The organism is Cupriavidus sp. GW823-FHT07A04, assembly GCF_058794615.1.
Window position 1 is genome coordinate 370,554 of the sequence record NZ_JBXAHA010000003.1, and the last position, 15,396, is coordinate 385,949.

The following is a 15,396-nucleotide window of genomic DNA, read 5'->3' on the forward strand; positions in this document are numbered from 1 at the left end:
GCAGGCGACTTACTGGCAGGCTTCGCACTCGTCGAAACCGGCGTCGCCCGGGCGCATCGTGCAGACCGCGCCTTCGGCTTCCGGCATGGCCGGCGCGGAGGCGGCGGCCTGGTCGATGCCGGCGGCGCTGATGCCGCCGTCGCTACCCGACGACACGGCGTTGAGCGAGCCGCGCGACACGGTGGACTTCTCCACGTGGGTGGCTGCCATCGTGCGCAGGTAGTACGTGGTCTTCAGGCCGCGCAGCCAGGCCAGCTTGTAGGTGTCGTCCAGCTTCTTGCCCGAGGCGCCGGCCATGTAGATGTTGAGCGACTGGGCCTGGTCGATCCACTTCTGGCGGCGGCTGGCGGCTTCCACCAGCCAGCTCGGCTCGACTTCGAAGGCCGTCGCGTAGATGTCGCGCAGGTCTTGCGGAATGCGGTCGATGCGCGCCAGCTTGCCGTCGAAGTACTTCAGGTCGGCGACCATCACTTCATCCCACAGGCCGCGTGCCTTCAGGTCGCGCACCAGGTAGTCGTTGACCACCGTGAATTCGCCCGACAGGTTGGACTTGACGTACAGGTTCTGGAAGGTCGGTTCGATGCAGGCCGACACGCCGATGATGTTCGAGATCGTTGCCGTCGGCGCGATCGCGATGCAGTTCGAGTTGCGCATGCCGTGCTGCTTGATGCGCGCGCGCAGGCTGTCCCAGTCCATGGTCGAGGAGTGATCCACTTCCAGGTAGCCGCCGCGTTCTTCGGCCAGCAGCTTGAGCGAGTCCTGCGGCAGGATGCCACGATCCCACAGCGAGCCTTCATAGGTGCTGTAGCGCCCGCGTTCTTCCGCCAGCTCGCTCGAGGCGCGGTAGGCGTAGTAGCACACCGCTTCCATCGAGGTATCGGCGAACTGCACCGCGGCGTCGCTGGCGTACGGCAGGCGCAGCATGTGCAGGCAGTCCTGGAAGCCCATGATGCCCATGCCGACCGGGCGATGGCGCAGGTTGGAGTTGCGTGCCTTCTCGACCGCGTAGTAGTTGATGTCGATCACGTTGTCGAGCATGCGCATCGCGGTGCGGATGGTCTTCTCGAGCTTGGCGTGATCGAGCACCTGGGTGCCGTCGGCCTGTTGCTTCAGGTGGGCGACCAGGTTCACCGAACCCAGGTTGCAAACGGCGATCTCGCTGTCGTTGGTGTTGAGCGTGATTTCCGTGCACAGGTTGGAGCTGTGCACCACGCCCACGTGCTGCTGCGGGCTGCGGATGTTGCACGGATCCTTGAAGGTGATCCAGGGATGGCCGGTCTCGAACAGCATGCCCAGCATCTTGCGCCACAGCTGCATGGCGGGGATCTTCTTGAACAGCTTGAGCTCGCCGCGGGCGGCCTTGGCTTCGTAGCCCAGGTAGGCTTCTTCGAATGCCTTGCCGACCAGGTCATGCAGGTCCGGGCAGGTGGCGGGCGAGAACAGGGTCCATTCGCCGGCTTCCATCACGCGCTTCATGAACAGGTCGGGAATCCAGTTCGCCGTGTTCATGTCGTGGGTGCGGCGGCGATCGTCGCCGGTATTCTTGCGCAGCTCGAGGAATTCCTCGATGTCCAGGTGCCAGGTTTCCAGGTAGGCGCAGACCGCGCCCTTGCGCTTGCCGCCCTGGTTGACCGCCACGGCGGTGTCGTTCACCACCTTCAGGAACGGCACCACGCCTTGCGACTTGCCGTTGGTGCCCTTGATGTGCGAGCCGAGGGCGCGCACATTGGTCCAGTCGTTGCCGAGACCGCCGGCGAACTTCGACAGCAGCGCGTTTTCCTTCAGCGCCTCGTAGATGCCTTCCAGGTCGTCCGACACGGTGGTCAGGTAGCACGACGACAGCTGCGAGCGGCGGGTGCCCGAGTTGAACAGGGTCGGCGTGGACGACATGAAGTCGAACGACGACAGCAGCTGGTAGAACTCGATGGCACGGGCTTCGCGGTCCTTCTCGCCCAGCGCCAGGCCCATCGCCACGCGCATGAAGAATGCCTGCGGCATTTCGATGCGGGTCTCGTCGATGTGCAGGAAGTAGCGGTCGTACAGGGTCTGCAGGCCCAGGTAGTTGAACTGGAAGTCGCGCTGGGCGTCCAGCGCCGCGCCCAGGCGGGCCAGGTCATAGGTGGCCAGCTTCTCGTCCAGCAGCTCGGCTTCGATGCCGCGCGCGATGAACTTGGGGAAGTAGTCGGCGTAGCGCGACACCATCTCGGTCTGGGTCACTTCGGCGCCCAGGATTTCCTTGCGGATGGTGTGCAGCAGGATACGTGCGGTGACCTGGCTGTAGGCCGGGTCCTTCTCGATCAGGGTACGCGCGGCCAGGATGGCGGAGTCGTAGACCTGGGTCATCGGCACGCCGTCGTACAGGTTCTTCAGCGTTTCCTTGAGGATCGGCTCGGCGCTGACGGCATCGCCAAGGCCCGAGCAGGCGTTGTCGATCAGGCCATGCAGCGCGCCCAGGTCCAGCACGCGGGCCACGCCCGCATCGGTCACGTTGAACGTGGCGCCGCCTTCCTGCACGCGGGCCACCGCCTGGGCGTTTGCCTGGGCGCGTTCCTGGGTGCGCTTTTCGCGGTACAGCACGTAGGCGCGGGCCACTTCATGCTCGCCCGAGCGCATCAGCGCAAGCTCGACGTGATCCTGCACGTCTTCGATATGGAAGGTGCCGCCGTTAGGGCGGCTGCGCAGCAGCGCGCGGACCACGTTCTGGGTCACTTGCTCGACCACTTCGCGCACGCGCGCCGAAGCGGCGCCCTGCCCGCCGTTGACGGCGAGAAAGGCCTTGGTCACCGCTACCGAGATCTTGCTCGGCTCGAACGCCACGACGGCGCCGTTACGTCGGATGATCTTGTAGTCCTGGTAGCTGCCAGCGGCGGCAGTAGCGGGGCTCGACTGCGCGTTCGCTGCTGCACCGGCGGCGGCGGCGCCGGTGGAAAGTTCGTTCTGGGCTGTCTGCATGAGGAACTCCTGTTCTGACCCGTGTTTTATGAGTGACAAAGAGTCCCGGGCAAAATGCGCAAAAAGGCTCTGACACGCCGGCCGGTCTTACCCGGGAGGGCGCGCTGCTATTGCTGGATTCTGCTGGAACTCTTGTGATGCGCCGGCCCTTCGGTGGACCGCAGTCATTGCTGCGGCGGTAACTGCACACCTAGGCCGGCTCCCCGAAAGCACCACTAGATCTAGTGGTCGATGCGAAAAACTGGACTAAGTATAGTGAAACGGGGCGGATTCACCAGTCTTGACAAGCGCCTTTTTGGCGCGAATTCCAGTGCCGGCATGGCATGCGGCGCTGCGCCATACCCGCTAGCCCAAGAGACGCAAGGGAATCCGCCCGACGGTTCGTTACCGCACCGTGACGCGAAATTTTTTTGATTGACCTGACCTCTTCGATAGGCGCGGACTTTATCAGGGTTTTCCCCAGATTGCGGCTATCCCCTAGACCTCGCTTGCAGCCCTTGCCTCAGGGCTGTTCTTTGCGGTAAGGCAGTTGTGCGGGCGCCACGCCGGCTGCGGCGGCAAAACCCGCCCAGTCGAAATGTGGTCCCGGATCCGTCTTGCGCCCTGGCGCGATATCGCTATGCCCCGCCACGGCCCGCACCGGATAAGCGCCTAGCAGGGCACGCACCAGCGCTGCGGTGGTGTGGTATTGGGCCAACGTGAACGGCTGGTCGTCGCTGCCTTCGACCTCGATGCCGATGGAGAAGTCGTTGCAACGGGGCCGGCCGAAGAATTCGGACTGGCCTGCGTGCCAGGCGCGGTCCAGGCAAGACACGAACTGGACCAACTCGCCCCCTCGCGTCACCAAAAAATGCGCCGACACCCGCACTTGATGGATCGTCTCGAAAAACGGATGGCGGGACGGGTCGAGACGGTTCAGGAAAAAGGCTTCGATATCGCCGCTGCCGAACTGCCCGGGCGGCAGGCTGATGTTGTGGATCACCACCAGGTCCACCGGCGTGTGCGCGGGCCGGGCGTCGAAATTGGGGGACGGCACGTGGCGCGCGGCGGGCACCCAGCCCGCCGGGTCGGGGACGAATGGCGAGTTGGGCGCGAACTTGGCGGCCGGGTCGTGGTCAGGCATCGCGATCTCCATCCGCCGCCAACAGCCCGTCGCGCAGCGCTTCTCTGGTTTCGGCGGCACCGTCGGCCGGGTCGTCGCGGCCCTCGCGGATGCCAAGCTGCTGGATGCGGTAGCGCAGCTGGCGAAAGCTCAGGCCCAGCAGCGGCGCGGCGGCTGTCCGGTTGAAGCCGGTCTGCTGCAGCGCCTGTAGGATCAGGTCGCGCTCGAGCGCTTCGAGCCGGCCGGGCAGGTCGATCGGGAAGGTGGCACGGCAAGCGTCTGCGGCCGCCTCCGCGGCGCGAGACGCCGCAGGTTGCGCAAACAGATCGGGCTGCGCGCCGCCCCGGGAGTCGGCCCGCGCATCGTACGCAAGCTCCTGCATGGTGTCGGGCCGCAAGCCGGACGCCGCCGGCGCGCCAGCCGGCGCAGCCGCCGAAGCCAGGTAGGCGTGCGGCGCGGGCGGGCGTGGCATGGCCGTATGGCCCATGCCCGCGTCCAACTGGCCCAGGTCGTCCACCTCGATGGTATTGCCCTCGGCGAAGGCATAGGCGCGCTCGAGCAGGTTCTCCAGCTCGCGCACATTGCCCGGGAACGCATAGTCGGACAGCCGCTGCAGCGCGGCCACCGCCAGCCGCTTGGGATGGGGATCGCCATAGCGCACCGCCAGGTGTTCCAGGATGGCGCTGGCCAGCACCGGGATATCCTCGCGCCGCTCGCGCAGCGTGGGCATGCGCAGCGCCAGCACGTTGAGGCGGTAGAACAGGTCCTGGCGGAACTGGCCGGAGGCGACCATCGCGGAAAGATCCTTGTGGCTGGCACACAGCACCCGCACGTCCACGCTCTCCTCGCGGCTCGCGCCGATCTTGCGCACGCGCCGTTCCTGCAGCACGCGTAGCAGCTTGACCTGCATCGCCAGCGGCAGGTCCGCCACCTCGTCGAGCAGCAGCGTGCCGCCATTGGCAGCCTGGAAAAAGCCGCCGCGCTCGGCGTCGGCCCCGGTGAAGGCGCCTTTCACATGGCCAAAGAACTCCGACTCCATCAGGGTCTCGGGGATGGCGCCGCAATTGACCGCGATAAAGGGATGCGCCGCGCGCGCGCTGACTGCGTGGATGGCACGCGCCGCGCGCTCCTTGCCACTGCCGGACTCGCCGCTGATGACGATCGGCGCCATGCTGCGCGCCAGCCGCGAGAGCGAGCGCCGCACCTCATGCATGGCCGGAGAATGGCCGGGCAGCAGGTTGACGGCGCGGTCCACGGTTTCGTGCGCCCCGCTGCCGCCGTCACCGCCCTCCACACCCTCGGCGCCATCACGCTGCTGGCGCCCCAGCGCATTCAGGATCAAGCTGCGCAGCTGGTCCAGCGAGACCGGCTTGGCGATGTAGTCGAAGGCGCCCGCCTTGAGCGCCTCCACGGCGTTATCCGCGCTGCCGTAGGCGGTGATCACGGCCACCGGCACCCGCTCCGGCGCGCTCGATAGCTGGCGCACGATATCGATGCCCAGCCCGTCGCCCAGCCGCATGTCGGTCAGCACCAGGCTATAGCGGCGCGCGGCGAGCTGCTGGCGCGCCTCGGCCAGCGAGCCGGCCAGCACGACATCGTGGCCCATGCGGCGGATCGAGATATCGAGCAGTTCTCGCAGGTCGGCCTCGTCGTCGATGACGAGAATCGGGTCGGGGCCTGGCGTCTTGATTGGCATGGGTCTGCGTCTGGCGATCTGGCGAAGTGAAATCGGGGCGGCTAAACGAGAGACTGGCCGCGTGGCCGGTCAAACCAGCGCGACTCAGCCACCCGCGCTGTCCGGCGCTTCGATGCGCAAGGTCAGGACAAAAGCCTTGGCCGGCAGTGTATCGCGTGCGGCGGGCGCCAGCATGCCGGTCTGCGCCAGCAGCGCATCGATCGAAATCGTGCCATAGCGCACCTGGGCGTCGTTGGCGCCGCAAAGCTCGCGTGCCATGAACAATCCGAGGCCGGTGCCCTGGGCGTTGCTGGTAAAGAAGGGCTCGAACAAGGTGCGCTGGTGCTCGCGCGACACCTCGACGCCATCGTTCCAGACGATCAGCTCGGCATGGTGCTGGTCCAGCGCATGGGCCAGCAGGCGGATCGCCCCGGGCAGGCGGCTGCAATAGCGCCAGGCATTGTCGAGCAGGTTGCCAAGCACCTGTTGCAACTGGGAGGCATCGAAGATGACCGGGCGCGCCACGTCCACCGTGAGCCGGATGGCATTGGCGTTGATCTCGGCCGGACGCGGCACGCGCCGCGCGCCGACCGGGTCGTGGTCGGCGGAGCGGGCGCGCATCTCCAGCCGCCAGCGGCCGACGATCTCCGGCAGCGCCTGGTTCAGGTCCACCGTGGTGCGCTCGGTGCGCGGGCGGCGCGACATCTGCAGCACGTCCGACACCACCTGGTCGAGCCGGCGCACATTATCGTGAATGATGCGCAGCAGCCGCGCATCCACGTCGCCCTCCGCGCGGCCCGCCTCGCCCGGGCGCGCGGCCCGGCGACTGGTTTCGGCCAGCAGCTCGCTGGCCTGGCTGATGGCCGCCAGCGGATTGCGGATCTGGTGTGCCACGCTGGCCACCAGGCGCCCCATGGCTGCCAGCTTCTCCTGTTGTACCTGCTCGGCGATGCGCTCCCAGCTTTCGATATGGACCAGCACCGTGTCGCGCATCTCGCTGCGCAGCAACGCCTCGTCCTCCGGGCGCCACGCCATGGCCTCGCTCTGGGCGATGGCCAGGCGCAGCCGCGCCGCAGCCTCGGGCGACAGCTCGTTCCAGGTGCCGGTGTTCATGGCGTTCTGCGCACTGAGCGAGACCGACATCGAGGACGCGAAGGTGGAGCGCAGGCTGGCCAGCCCCGGCAGCAAGAAACGCAGCCGCAGCCGCGTATGCAGGATGGGGCCGCGCCCCGAGGATGGCCGCGACGGCAGCGGCAGCAATTGCAGGATGCGGGGCGCATCGTCCTTGCTGCGCACCCAGTCGCGCAGCATTTCCATCAACGGCTGCAGGCGGGGGATCTGGCGCAGGTCGAACAGCGCATCGCGCCCATTGGCGGGCGTGTCCGTGGGCTTGCCCCGTTCGGCAGGCTGCACGCCCAGCAGCACCACCGCGGCCGGGTTGGCCGCCACCACCGCGCCGTTGGCGCGCAGCAGCATCACGCCGTCCTGCATGTCGTTGACCATCAGGCGGTTGACCAGTTGCTGCAGGCGCAGCTCCTGCTCGCGCGCCAGCGCCAGCCGCTCCTGTGCAAGCTGGCGGTTGGCCAGCAGGTACATCAGCGAGGCCGCGATCATGAAGACCAGCCCGTACAGCCCCGAGCCCAGCAAACCCGTGTCGGCCTGGCGCAACAGCAAGGTCTGCGCGAAGGGGGTACTCATCACCAGCAGCGCCGAAGCTGCCGCGGTGAACAGCGCGAACAGCAGGCTGGTAAGCGCGCCGGCCTGCAGCGCGGGCAACAGGAAGATCATGGCGAGCCCCTCGCCGCGATGGCCCTGCGCGTGAAAGATCAGGCCCAGCAGGGCGAGGTCGGCCAGCACCTGGAAGCGCACCCGCAGGTGAAAGCCGCGGCGCCACCAGAGCGTGGCGACCACCATCCCCAGCGCCACCACGGCATAGGGCACGGCCAGCGGCAGCGCGGCCAGGCCGCTGCCGAACCCGCCGCCCAGTCCGCTGCCCAGCGCCTGCGCGGCCCGCTCGGCCTCGGCGCGCTGGGCCGGCAGCCAGGCGTAGCCCAGCAGCAGCGCGGCTACGGCAAGCCGGGTCCAGCAGAAATAGCGCAGCAAGCGCCAGTGGAATTCAGGAGGTTCGGGCTGGCGCCACATCGCCGCGAGGGCGCGCCAGGCATTCAGGCGGGACCAGAACGAGGCCGGCCCGTTCATGCGGCAGGGCTGTCCGGATCGCTATCGGCCGGCAGGTGGGCGCGCCGGCAGTAGTGCAAGCCACGGTAGACGATAGCTTCGCCCTGCGGCAGATGCACCCCGCAGCGCGCGCATTGCACCATGGCTTCCTGCGGGGGGGCAGGCTGGTTGCGCACCGGCGAGCCTTGCGCGGGACCGTGCCGGGTGGCGCGGTCCTCCCGAAAGCGCGCCTGGGCGCGCTGGCGAAGCCACCAGAAACAACCCAGCACGACAGCCAGGACAAGGAAGATGCGTGCCATGCCGGCCTCAGATTCGGTGCAGTATGACTTCGATGACGAAGCGGCTGCCGACATAAGCCAGCAGCAGGATGCCGAAGGACGCAATCACCCAGCGCAGCGCGGTGCGCCCGCGCCAGCCGTAGAAGGTGCGCCCGGCCAGGATGCCCGCGAACATCGCCCACGACAGCAGCGCGAACACGGTCTTGTGGTCGAGCCGGAAGGCCCGGCCGAACAGTTGCTCGGAGAACAGCAGGCCCGACAGGATCGTCAGCGTCAGCAGCACGAAGCCGGCGCCGATCAGGCGGAACAGCAGCTTCTCCAGTGTCAGCAGCGGCGGCAGCAGGTCGAGCCAGCGGCCCACCCACTGGGCCGGCTCGCTCGCCTTGCCCACCTGGGGCGAACGGTTGAAGCCATGCAGGCGGCGCTCGGCCAGCAGCATCAGAAAGGCATGGAAGGCTGCTAGCGTGAACAGGCCATAGGCCACGTTGGCAATGATGAAGTGCAGCTTGAACAACGGCCGCGCCGCGTAGCCCAGGATCTGCGCGCCGGGAAACGCCAGCGGCATCAGGCTCGCGAGCATCGCCACCGGGACCACGATCAGCCCAAGGCCGGCCAGCGAGAAGAAGAAGCTCTCGATCCAGTAGATGCCCACGCCCAGCCAAAGCATGGCCGACAGCGCAAAGGCAAAGCCGAACACCATGCGGTCGGCCGGGAAGATGGTCTCGTGCAGCAGCAGGCCGTGGCTGGCCACCGCTGCCAGCATCAGCGCGTGCCACCAGGCCGGGCGGCCCTCGCCGCGCCCGCCGGCCCCGCCGCCGCCGTGCAGCAGCGCGGTCGCCGCCGCGCCCCCAATGGCACCGCCGTTGCCGGCAGCCGATAGCTGCGGGTTGCGCGTCGCCCAGCCGTGATAGGCCAGGCCGCAATAGAGAAGTGCCGTCAAGGCATACAGTACAATGGCCATTTGCACAGTTTACCTTAGCGCCCCGTCCCGGTGGCGCCCCGCTTGAGCCGGGCCAAGAGCCAGCCTCAAGCCTCGATCAAGCTCTATCCCCCGGACTTCTGCCATGCTGGACAATCTCACTCAACGCCTGGCGCGGGTCGTCAAGACCATGCGCGGCGAGGCTCGCCTGACCGAAGCCAATACCGCCGAAATGCTGCGCGAAGTGCGCCTGGCCATGCTGGAGGCCGATGTCGCCTTGCCGGTGGTGCGGGAATTCATCGCCCGCGTGAAGGAAAAGGCACTGGGCGAGGACGTGGTGTCCAGCCTGACGCCGGGCCAGGCGCTGGTGGGCGTGGTGCAGCGCGAGCTGACCGCCGTCATCGGCGGCGAGGAAAGCCTGTCCGCCGACAACAAGAGCGGCGAGCTGAACCTGGCGGTGCAGCCGCCCGCGATCATCCTGATGGCCGGCCTGCAGGGCGCCGGCAAGACCACCACCGTCGGCAAGCTGGCCAAGTGGCTGAAAGAAAACAAGAAGAAGAAGGTGCTGACGGTCTCGTGCGACGTCTACCGCCCCGCCGCGATCGCCCAGCTCAGGACCGTATCCGAGCAGGTCGGCGCCGATTTCTTCCCCTCCGAGCCCAACCAGAAGCCGGTGGACATCGCGCGCGCGGCAGTGGACTGGGCCCGCAAGCACTATCACGACGTGCTGATCGTCGATACGGCAGGCCGCCTGGGTATCGACGAAGCCATGATGCAGGAAATCAAAGCGCTGCACGCCGAGATCAAGCCGGTCGAAACCCTGTTCGTAGTCGACGCCATGCTGGGCCAGGACGCGGTCAACACCGCGCGCGCCTTCAATGACGCCCTGCCCCTGACCGGCGTGGTGCTGACCAAGCTGGACGGCGATGCGCGCGGCGGTGCCGCGCTGTCGGTGCGCCACATCACCGGCCGCCCGATCAAGTTCGTCGGCGTTGGCGAAAAGCTGGACGGCCTTGAGCCCTTCTACCCCGATCGCATGGCCCAGCGGATCCTGGGCATGGGCGACATCCTCGCGCTGGTCGAGGAAGCCCAGCGCGGCGTGGACATGGAAGCGGCCGAGAAGCTGGCCAAGAAGATCAAGAAGACGGGCGACTTCGACCTGGAAGACTTCAAGGCGCAGATCGGCCAGATGAAGAAGATGGGCGGCCTGGGCAGCCTGGTCGACAAGCTGCCGGCGCAGTTCGCCCAGCAGGCGCAGGGCGCCAATATGGACGTGGCCGAGAAGCAGGTGCGCCGCATGGAGGGCATCATCAACAGCATGACGGCCGCCGAGCGCGCCAAGCCCGACCTGATCAAGGCCAGCCGCAAGCGCCGCATCGCCACCGGCGCCGGCGTGCCGGTGCAGGAAGTCAACCGCCTGCTCAACCAGTTCGACCAGATGCAGAGCATGATGAAGAAGCTCAAGGGCGGCGGCATGATGAAGATGATGCGCTCGATGGGCGCGATGAAGGGCGGCATGAAGGGACTCTTCAACCGCTAAGCCGTCTGGCACGGCGGCGCCCGCTCCCCGGGCGCCGCGTCACCCGCAAAAGACAAAGACTGAGACAGGATCCACATCATGATGACCGCCGAACAGGCCCGCGAACTGTGGGCCAACTCCGAGGAAATCGTCAGCGCCGAGGCCGTCCAGGCTTCGCTGGACCGCATGGCTGGCGAGATCACGGAAAAGATGGGCGATACCTTCCCGCTGGTGCTGTCGGTGATGGGCGGCGCAGTCGTCTTCACCGGCATGCTGCTGCCCAAGCTGGCGTTCCCGCTGGAGTTCGACTACATCCACCTCTCGCGCTACAACAACAAGACGGTGGGCGGCGAGATGCAATGGCGCGTGGCGCCGCGCGAATCGGTCAAGGGCCGCACGGTGCTGGTGCTGGACGACATCCTGGACGAAGGCGAGACCATGGCGGCCATCCGCCAGCGCATCATGGACATGGGCGCGACCAATGTCTACGCCGCCGTGCTGTGCGAAAAAGTGCTGCAAAAGGCAAAGCCCATGCACCCGGACTTCTGTGGCTTCACCGTGCCTGAGCGCTATGTCTTCGGCTGCGGCATGGACGCCCACGGCTACTGGCGCAACCTGCCCGCCATCCGGGCCTTGCGCTGAGGCCTTGCGCTGAGTCCTTGCGCCCAGGCCTCGCGCTCAGTCTGCGCGTTACGGCCTGGCGCTGACGATCGGCCACAGCGAGACCAGCAGCAACAGCGCCATCGCCACGTTGAACAGGCGCAGCGCCCGGGGCTGCGCCAGCCAGCGCCGCATGGCCGAGCCGAACACGGCCCACATTGCCACGCTGGGCAGGTTGATCACGGCGAACAGGCCGGACAGCAGCAACACATTGAGCCAGACATTGCCGTGCAGCACGTAGGTACTGCACGCGCCCACCGCCATCACCCAAGCCTTGGGATTGACCCACTGGAACGCGGCCGCCGCAAGGAAGCCCATGGGCTTGCCCACCTCCTGGTCCTGGACGCCGCCCGCGGTCGCCAGCTTCCACGCCAGCCAGGTGAGATAGACCACCGCCACCACGCGCAGCACCTGCCAGGTCCACGGAAACGCGGCGAACAGCGATCCGAGCCCGAGGCCGACCACCGCCACCATCAGGCCGAAGCCGATACTGATACCCAGCACATGGGGCACTGTGCGGGCAAAGCCGAAATTCACGCCCGAAGCCAGCACCATGGTGTTGTTGGGGCCCGGGGTAATCGACGACACGAGGGCAAACGCGCAGAACGCGGCGAACACGCCGGATCCGGCAACAAGCTGGGGCACTGCCATGACTGGCTCCATCGAATACGAAAAGGAATGGAGCTAGTCTAGCCATGCAAAACTGTACAGTACCGGTACAGTTAACCAGAAAACTGGCGATACGGCTTGGCGCGTAGCCACCGCATCATGCCGCGTCATGTCGCGTTGAGCGCGTTCGCCGCCACCACCAGCGCAATCCCCCACAGCACCACGCCGGTCGCCCGCTCCACGCCCCGAACCGAGCGGGCAAAACGCGTGCGCACCAGCGGATGGCGCACGCCCCAGGCCACCAGCATGTCCCAGGCGAAGACCATGGCGAACATCCAGGCGCCGTAGCCCAGCTGTGCTGCCAGCGGCGTGCGGGTGCCGGCCAGCACCGAGAACAGGCTGGCGTAGAACAACGCATTCTTGGGATTGAGCACGGCGGACAGGAAGCCCGTCACGAGTTGCGCCGCGTACGCCGCGGGGCCAGTGCCCTGCGCTTGCTGGCTATCTTTGCCATTTTCGCCATCTGCGCCGGGCAGCGTCGTCTCGCCGCTGGCACGCAGCAGCCGCCAGCCCAGCCAGGCCAGGTACAGGCAACCCGCCCACTGCAGCAGCATGAACACGCCTTGGCTGGCGCGGGTAGCGGCCAGCCCGGTGATGGCCAGCCCGATAAACACGCCGTTTCCCAGCGCGATGCCCAGGCAGACGGCGCTGGCGCGGCCCACGCCATGCACCAGCGCGCTGCGCACTACCAGGAAAAAGTCGGGGCCCGGGCTGAGCAGTGCAAGAAAATGCGCGCCCGCCACCATGGCAAATTGGCCGAGGCCGGAATCAACAGGGAAATCCACGCCAGTCCTTTCGTGTCTTCGAATGAGCACGAAGTCTGGGCCGCGAGGGGCGGCAAGTATTGGAGAAAATTGCGCGCGGCGGCTCAGCCGCTGCGGCGCTGATAGCTGCGCGGCGTCAGCGCCACGCGCTGCTTGAAGGCGCGCTGGAAGTGGCTTTGGTCGGAAAAGCCCAGCGCCTGGGCGATCTCCGCCGGCGCCCCACCCGCGCGCAGCAGCTGGCGCGCGTGGTTGATGCGCAGATCCAGCTGGTAGGCATGCGGGGTCATGCCGAGGTCGGCCCGGAAGGCGCGGATCAACTGATAGCGGCTCATGCCGGCGCCGCGCGCCAGTTCCGCCAGCGGCAGCGGCTCCGCGTGATGCGCATGCAGGAGCGCGACCAGGCCGGCTAGCCGGGCCTCTGGCGTGACTGGCTGGCGCGGCGCGCGCACCGCCTGGCGCTGGTCGGCACCGCCGAGCAGTGCGGCCACGAAGCCGCCTAGCGCCGCTTCCTTGGTGGCCTGCGGGGCTGCGGAGAACAGCACATCGTTAAGCCGGCACAGGCCGGCATAGGTATCTGGCGCGCTGGTGACACGCACCCGCGCCAGCGCCGCGGGCAACACCGCCACGCCGCGCGCCTCCAGCACCGTGCCCACCCATGCCGGGTCCAGGTGCAGCATCTGGTAGCTCCAGCGCGCGTCGGGCTCCGGATTACAGGAATGCACCTGCCCGGCCGGGATCACGACCACGTCGCCGGGCGCCAGCCGTACCGACTCGGTCCCGGTGCCAAACAGGCTATGGCCGCCATCGACGGCGCCAATCGACAAGGTGGGATGGGTATGCGGCAGGTATGCCGCGCCGCTGTCGCTGGCGCAGCGGCTCTCGACGTACGGCATGGCGGGATCGAACCAGTAGCGCGCCTGCCCTGCGGTGCTGCCGGCGCGCATCAGTCGGTCCGGTACGGGCGTTCGCGCAGCCACTTGGTGGCGATCCATTTCTCGCCCGCTTCAACGGGCAAGCCGGCATGCAGGGTACGCTCGTCCAGCGCGCCGTCGGACTTGCGATAGCTGAAATAGACCGCATTGCCCTTGACCGGCGCCACCTCCAGGCCAAGCTTGGGGAAGGCCGTGGCGCCACCCGCCGGCGGGCTGTTCAGGTAGATCACCAGGGTGGCGACGCGTTGCCCGCCGACCTTGAGCTGGCGCGCCTCGCCGGGGCGCTGCGGGTTAAAGAAATCGTAGTGCGGCTGGTACTCGCCGCCGGGCTTGTAGTTGAGGATCTGCAAGCCTTCGCCGCGGTCCGCGGCAATCCCGGTCACGGCGGCGATGCAGTCCTCGATGCGCTCGATCAGCGCATGCTCGCCGACCTGGAACATCGCGCCCAGGCTGGTGCGCGCCTCGATCAGGTTCTCGTCGCCGGTGTCGGGGTTGATCACGGGTGAGCGCGTCAGGCGGCCGCGCGCCAGCGCCACCAGGGCGTCGCATTCGGCATCGGTCAGGAGTTGCTGGTACAGGGTCACGCGCGGTGCCGCGAGCGTGAACAAGATGGGAATCTCGCGGCCGGCGAAATGCGCCGCGTTGCGGCTGCCTTGCGCGCCAGTTTGGTCACGGCCACCACCCTGGCCCCCTGCGCGCTCGGCCGGCTTGCCGATGCCCAGCTCCGCGGCCATCTCCGCGGCGTTGTCCGGCGGCGTCCCCCGCACCTCTGCCCGTGCCGCGGCGGACAGCGCCGCGGCCACCGTGGCTTGCGCGAAGGCCTGCTCGTAGCCGGACTGGCACATCGACTGCACCAGCGCTTCGGCGCCAAAGCCCTGCCCGATATGGCGCCGCAGCCAGCGCTGCAGGTCCGCCGAGGAACTGGTGTAGCCCGCCTTGCCGGCGGTGTCGCCAGTGGCACCGGTGGCGCGAGTGTTGCTCATGAGGGATTGGCCAGCCGCTGCGGCGAAAACGGGTTGCGCGCCGGCGCTTCGGGCGGCACCACGCGGCTGCGGGTGCCCGTGCCGGTTTCGGGGTCGCCGGCGACGGTGACCGTGGCTTCGGAATACTGCCAGCGCTTCCACGCTGCCAGCACCGCATTGGGATAGTCGGGGCGGCCGCGGCTGCCGTTGTACCGGCCCAGCGCCAGGAACAGGTCGCCCTGCTCGCGGTCCAGGTAGTAGCGCAGGATGGTGCAGCCGTAGCGCAGGTTGCTCTGCAGGTGGAACAGCTTGCGGCTGTCGCTGTCGCCGATGCTGCGCACCCAGAAGGGCATCACCTGCATCAGCCCGCGGGCACCGGCCGAGCTGATCGCGTATTTGCGGAAATTGCTCTCGACCTGCACCAGCCCTAGCACCAGCGCCGGTTCCAGCCCGGCGCGCTTGGCCTCGTAGTAAGCGGTCTCGATCAGTTCGATGCGCACCTGCGGCTCGGGGATGCGCCCCGCGAGCCGGTGCGACATTTCTTCCAGCCACTTTAGGTAGGCCAGTTGCTCACCGCCGGTGGCAAAGGCCGGGCGCAGCGGGCGGCTGTCGGCAATGGCCGCGGCCAGCGCGCCGCGCACCGAGTCGGCCAGGTCCTCTTCCTTCTGGGCCCCGGCGTGGGCGGCGGCGCTGAGCACCAGCAGCAAGCCGGCACTGACCCGTGCCACGCCCAGGCGGCCCGGGATCAGGCCCGGCAGACGCAGCGGGTCCAGGAGGCGCATGGGG

The 15,396-nt window shown here is 67.7% G+C and carries 13 protein-coding genes; 2 read left to right on the plus strand and 11 right to left on the minus strand.

Going from position 1 to position 15,396, the window contains the following annotated elements:
• Positions 1-9: 9 nt before the first annotated feature.
• The 6 genes from AC1Q7Q_RS07490 to AC1Q7Q_RS07515 form a co-directional block, all read right to left on the minus strand.
• A complete protein-coding gene (locus AC1Q7Q_RS07490; protein WP_492374672.1) occupies positions 10-2,952 on the minus strand; it encodes a ribonucleoside-diphosphate reductase subunit alpha in 2,943 nt (980 codons plus the stop codon).
• A 502-nt stretch (positions 2,953-3,454) separates the two neighbouring features.
• The gene (gene ampD, locus AC1Q7Q_RS07495) at positions 3,455-4,075 is read right to left on the minus strand and encodes a 1,6-anhydro-N-acetylmuramyl-L-alanine amidase AmpD (protein ID WP_492374673.1); all 621 of its coding nucleotides are present in this window, start codon (positions 4,073-4,075) and stop codon (positions 3,455-3,457) included.
• On the minus strand, positions 4,068-5,750 hold the full coding sequence (locus AC1Q7Q_RS07500; protein WP_492374674.1) for a sigma-54-dependent transcriptional regulator: 1,683 nt from the start codon (positions 5,748-5,750) through the stop codon (positions 4,068-4,070). The genes ampD and AC1Q7Q_RS07500 overlap by 8 nt, the downstream gene beginning before the upstream one ends.
• A gap of 84 nt (positions 5,751-5,834) precedes the next feature.
• Positions 5,835-7,928, minus strand: a complete 2,094-nt coding sequence (locus AC1Q7Q_RS07505; RefSeq protein ID WP_492374675.1) for a sensor histidine kinase — start codon at positions 7,926-7,928, stop codon at positions 5,835-5,837.
• On the minus strand, positions 7,925-8,206 hold the full coding sequence (locus AC1Q7Q_RS07510; protein WP_492374676.1) for a PP0621 family protein: 282 nt from the start codon (positions 8,204-8,206) through the stop codon (positions 7,925-7,927). The genes AC1Q7Q_RS07505 and AC1Q7Q_RS07510 overlap by 4 nt, the downstream gene beginning before the upstream one ends.
• A 7-nt stretch (positions 8,207-8,213) precedes the next feature.
• Positions 8,214-9,146: a cytochrome C assembly family protein gene (locus AC1Q7Q_RS07515; protein ID WP_416049726.1), complete on the minus strand. Its 933-nt coding sequence runs from the start codon at positions 9,144-9,146 to the stop codon at positions 8,214-8,216.
• Between the two features lie 103 nt (positions 9,147-9,249).
• Here AC1Q7Q_RS07515 and ffh point away from each other — a divergent pair, with 103 nt between their 5' ends.
• Both ffh and AC1Q7Q_RS07525 read left to right on the plus strand, forming a co-directional pair.
• The gene (gene ffh, locus AC1Q7Q_RS07520; protein ID WP_492374677.1) at positions 9,250-10,644 is read left to right on the plus strand and encodes a signal recognition particle protein; all 1,395 of its coding nucleotides are present in this window, start codon (positions 9,250-9,252) and stop codon (positions 10,642-10,644) included.
• A 78-nt stretch (positions 10,645-10,722) separates the two neighbouring features.
• Complete coding sequence (locus tag AC1Q7Q_RS07525; protein ID WP_017224402.1) at positions 10,723-11,265, plus strand: hypoxanthine-guanine phosphoribosyltransferase; 543 nt, start codon at positions 10,723-10,725, stop codon at positions 11,263-11,265.
• Between the two features lie 48 nt (positions 11,266-11,313).
• On the opposite strand, the gene AC1Q7Q_RS07530 is transcribed toward AC1Q7Q_RS07525, so the two are convergent.
• From AC1Q7Q_RS07530 to AC1Q7Q_RS07550, 5 genes are all read right to left on the minus strand, one after another.
• Positions 11,314-11,934, minus strand: a complete 621-nt coding sequence (locus AC1Q7Q_RS07530; protein ID WP_492374678.1) for a LysE family translocator — start codon at positions 11,932-11,934, stop codon at positions 11,314-11,316.
• Between the two features lie 125 nt (positions 11,935-12,059).
• Positions 12,060-12,737 (minus strand): LysE family translocator, encoded by a 678-nt coding sequence (locus AC1Q7Q_RS07535; RefSeq protein WP_492374679.1) that lies wholly within the window; start codon positions 12,735-12,737, stop codon positions 12,060-12,062.
• Between the two features lie 83 nt (positions 12,738-12,820).
• Positions 12,821-13,660, minus strand: coding sequence for a helix-turn-helix domain-containing protein (locus AC1Q7Q_RS07540; RefSeq protein ID WP_492374680.1), 840 nt, complete (start codon positions 13,658-13,660; stop codon positions 12,821-12,823).
• Entirely contained in the window at positions 13,660-14,631 is a 972-nt protein-coding gene (locus tag AC1Q7Q_RS07545) for a 2OG-Fe(II) oxygenase (RefSeq protein ID WP_492387143.1), read from the minus strand. The genes AC1Q7Q_RS07540 and AC1Q7Q_RS07545 overlap by 1 nt, the downstream gene beginning before the upstream one ends.
• Positions 14,628-15,392, minus strand: a complete 765-nt coding sequence (locus AC1Q7Q_RS07550) for a lytic transglycosylase domain-containing protein (RefSeq protein ID WP_492374682.1) — start codon at positions 15,390-15,392, stop codon at positions 14,628-14,630. Before AC1Q7Q_RS07550 ends, AC1Q7Q_RS07545 begins: the two co-directional genes overlap by 4 nt.
• Positions 15,393-15,396 lie beyond the last annotated feature (4 nt).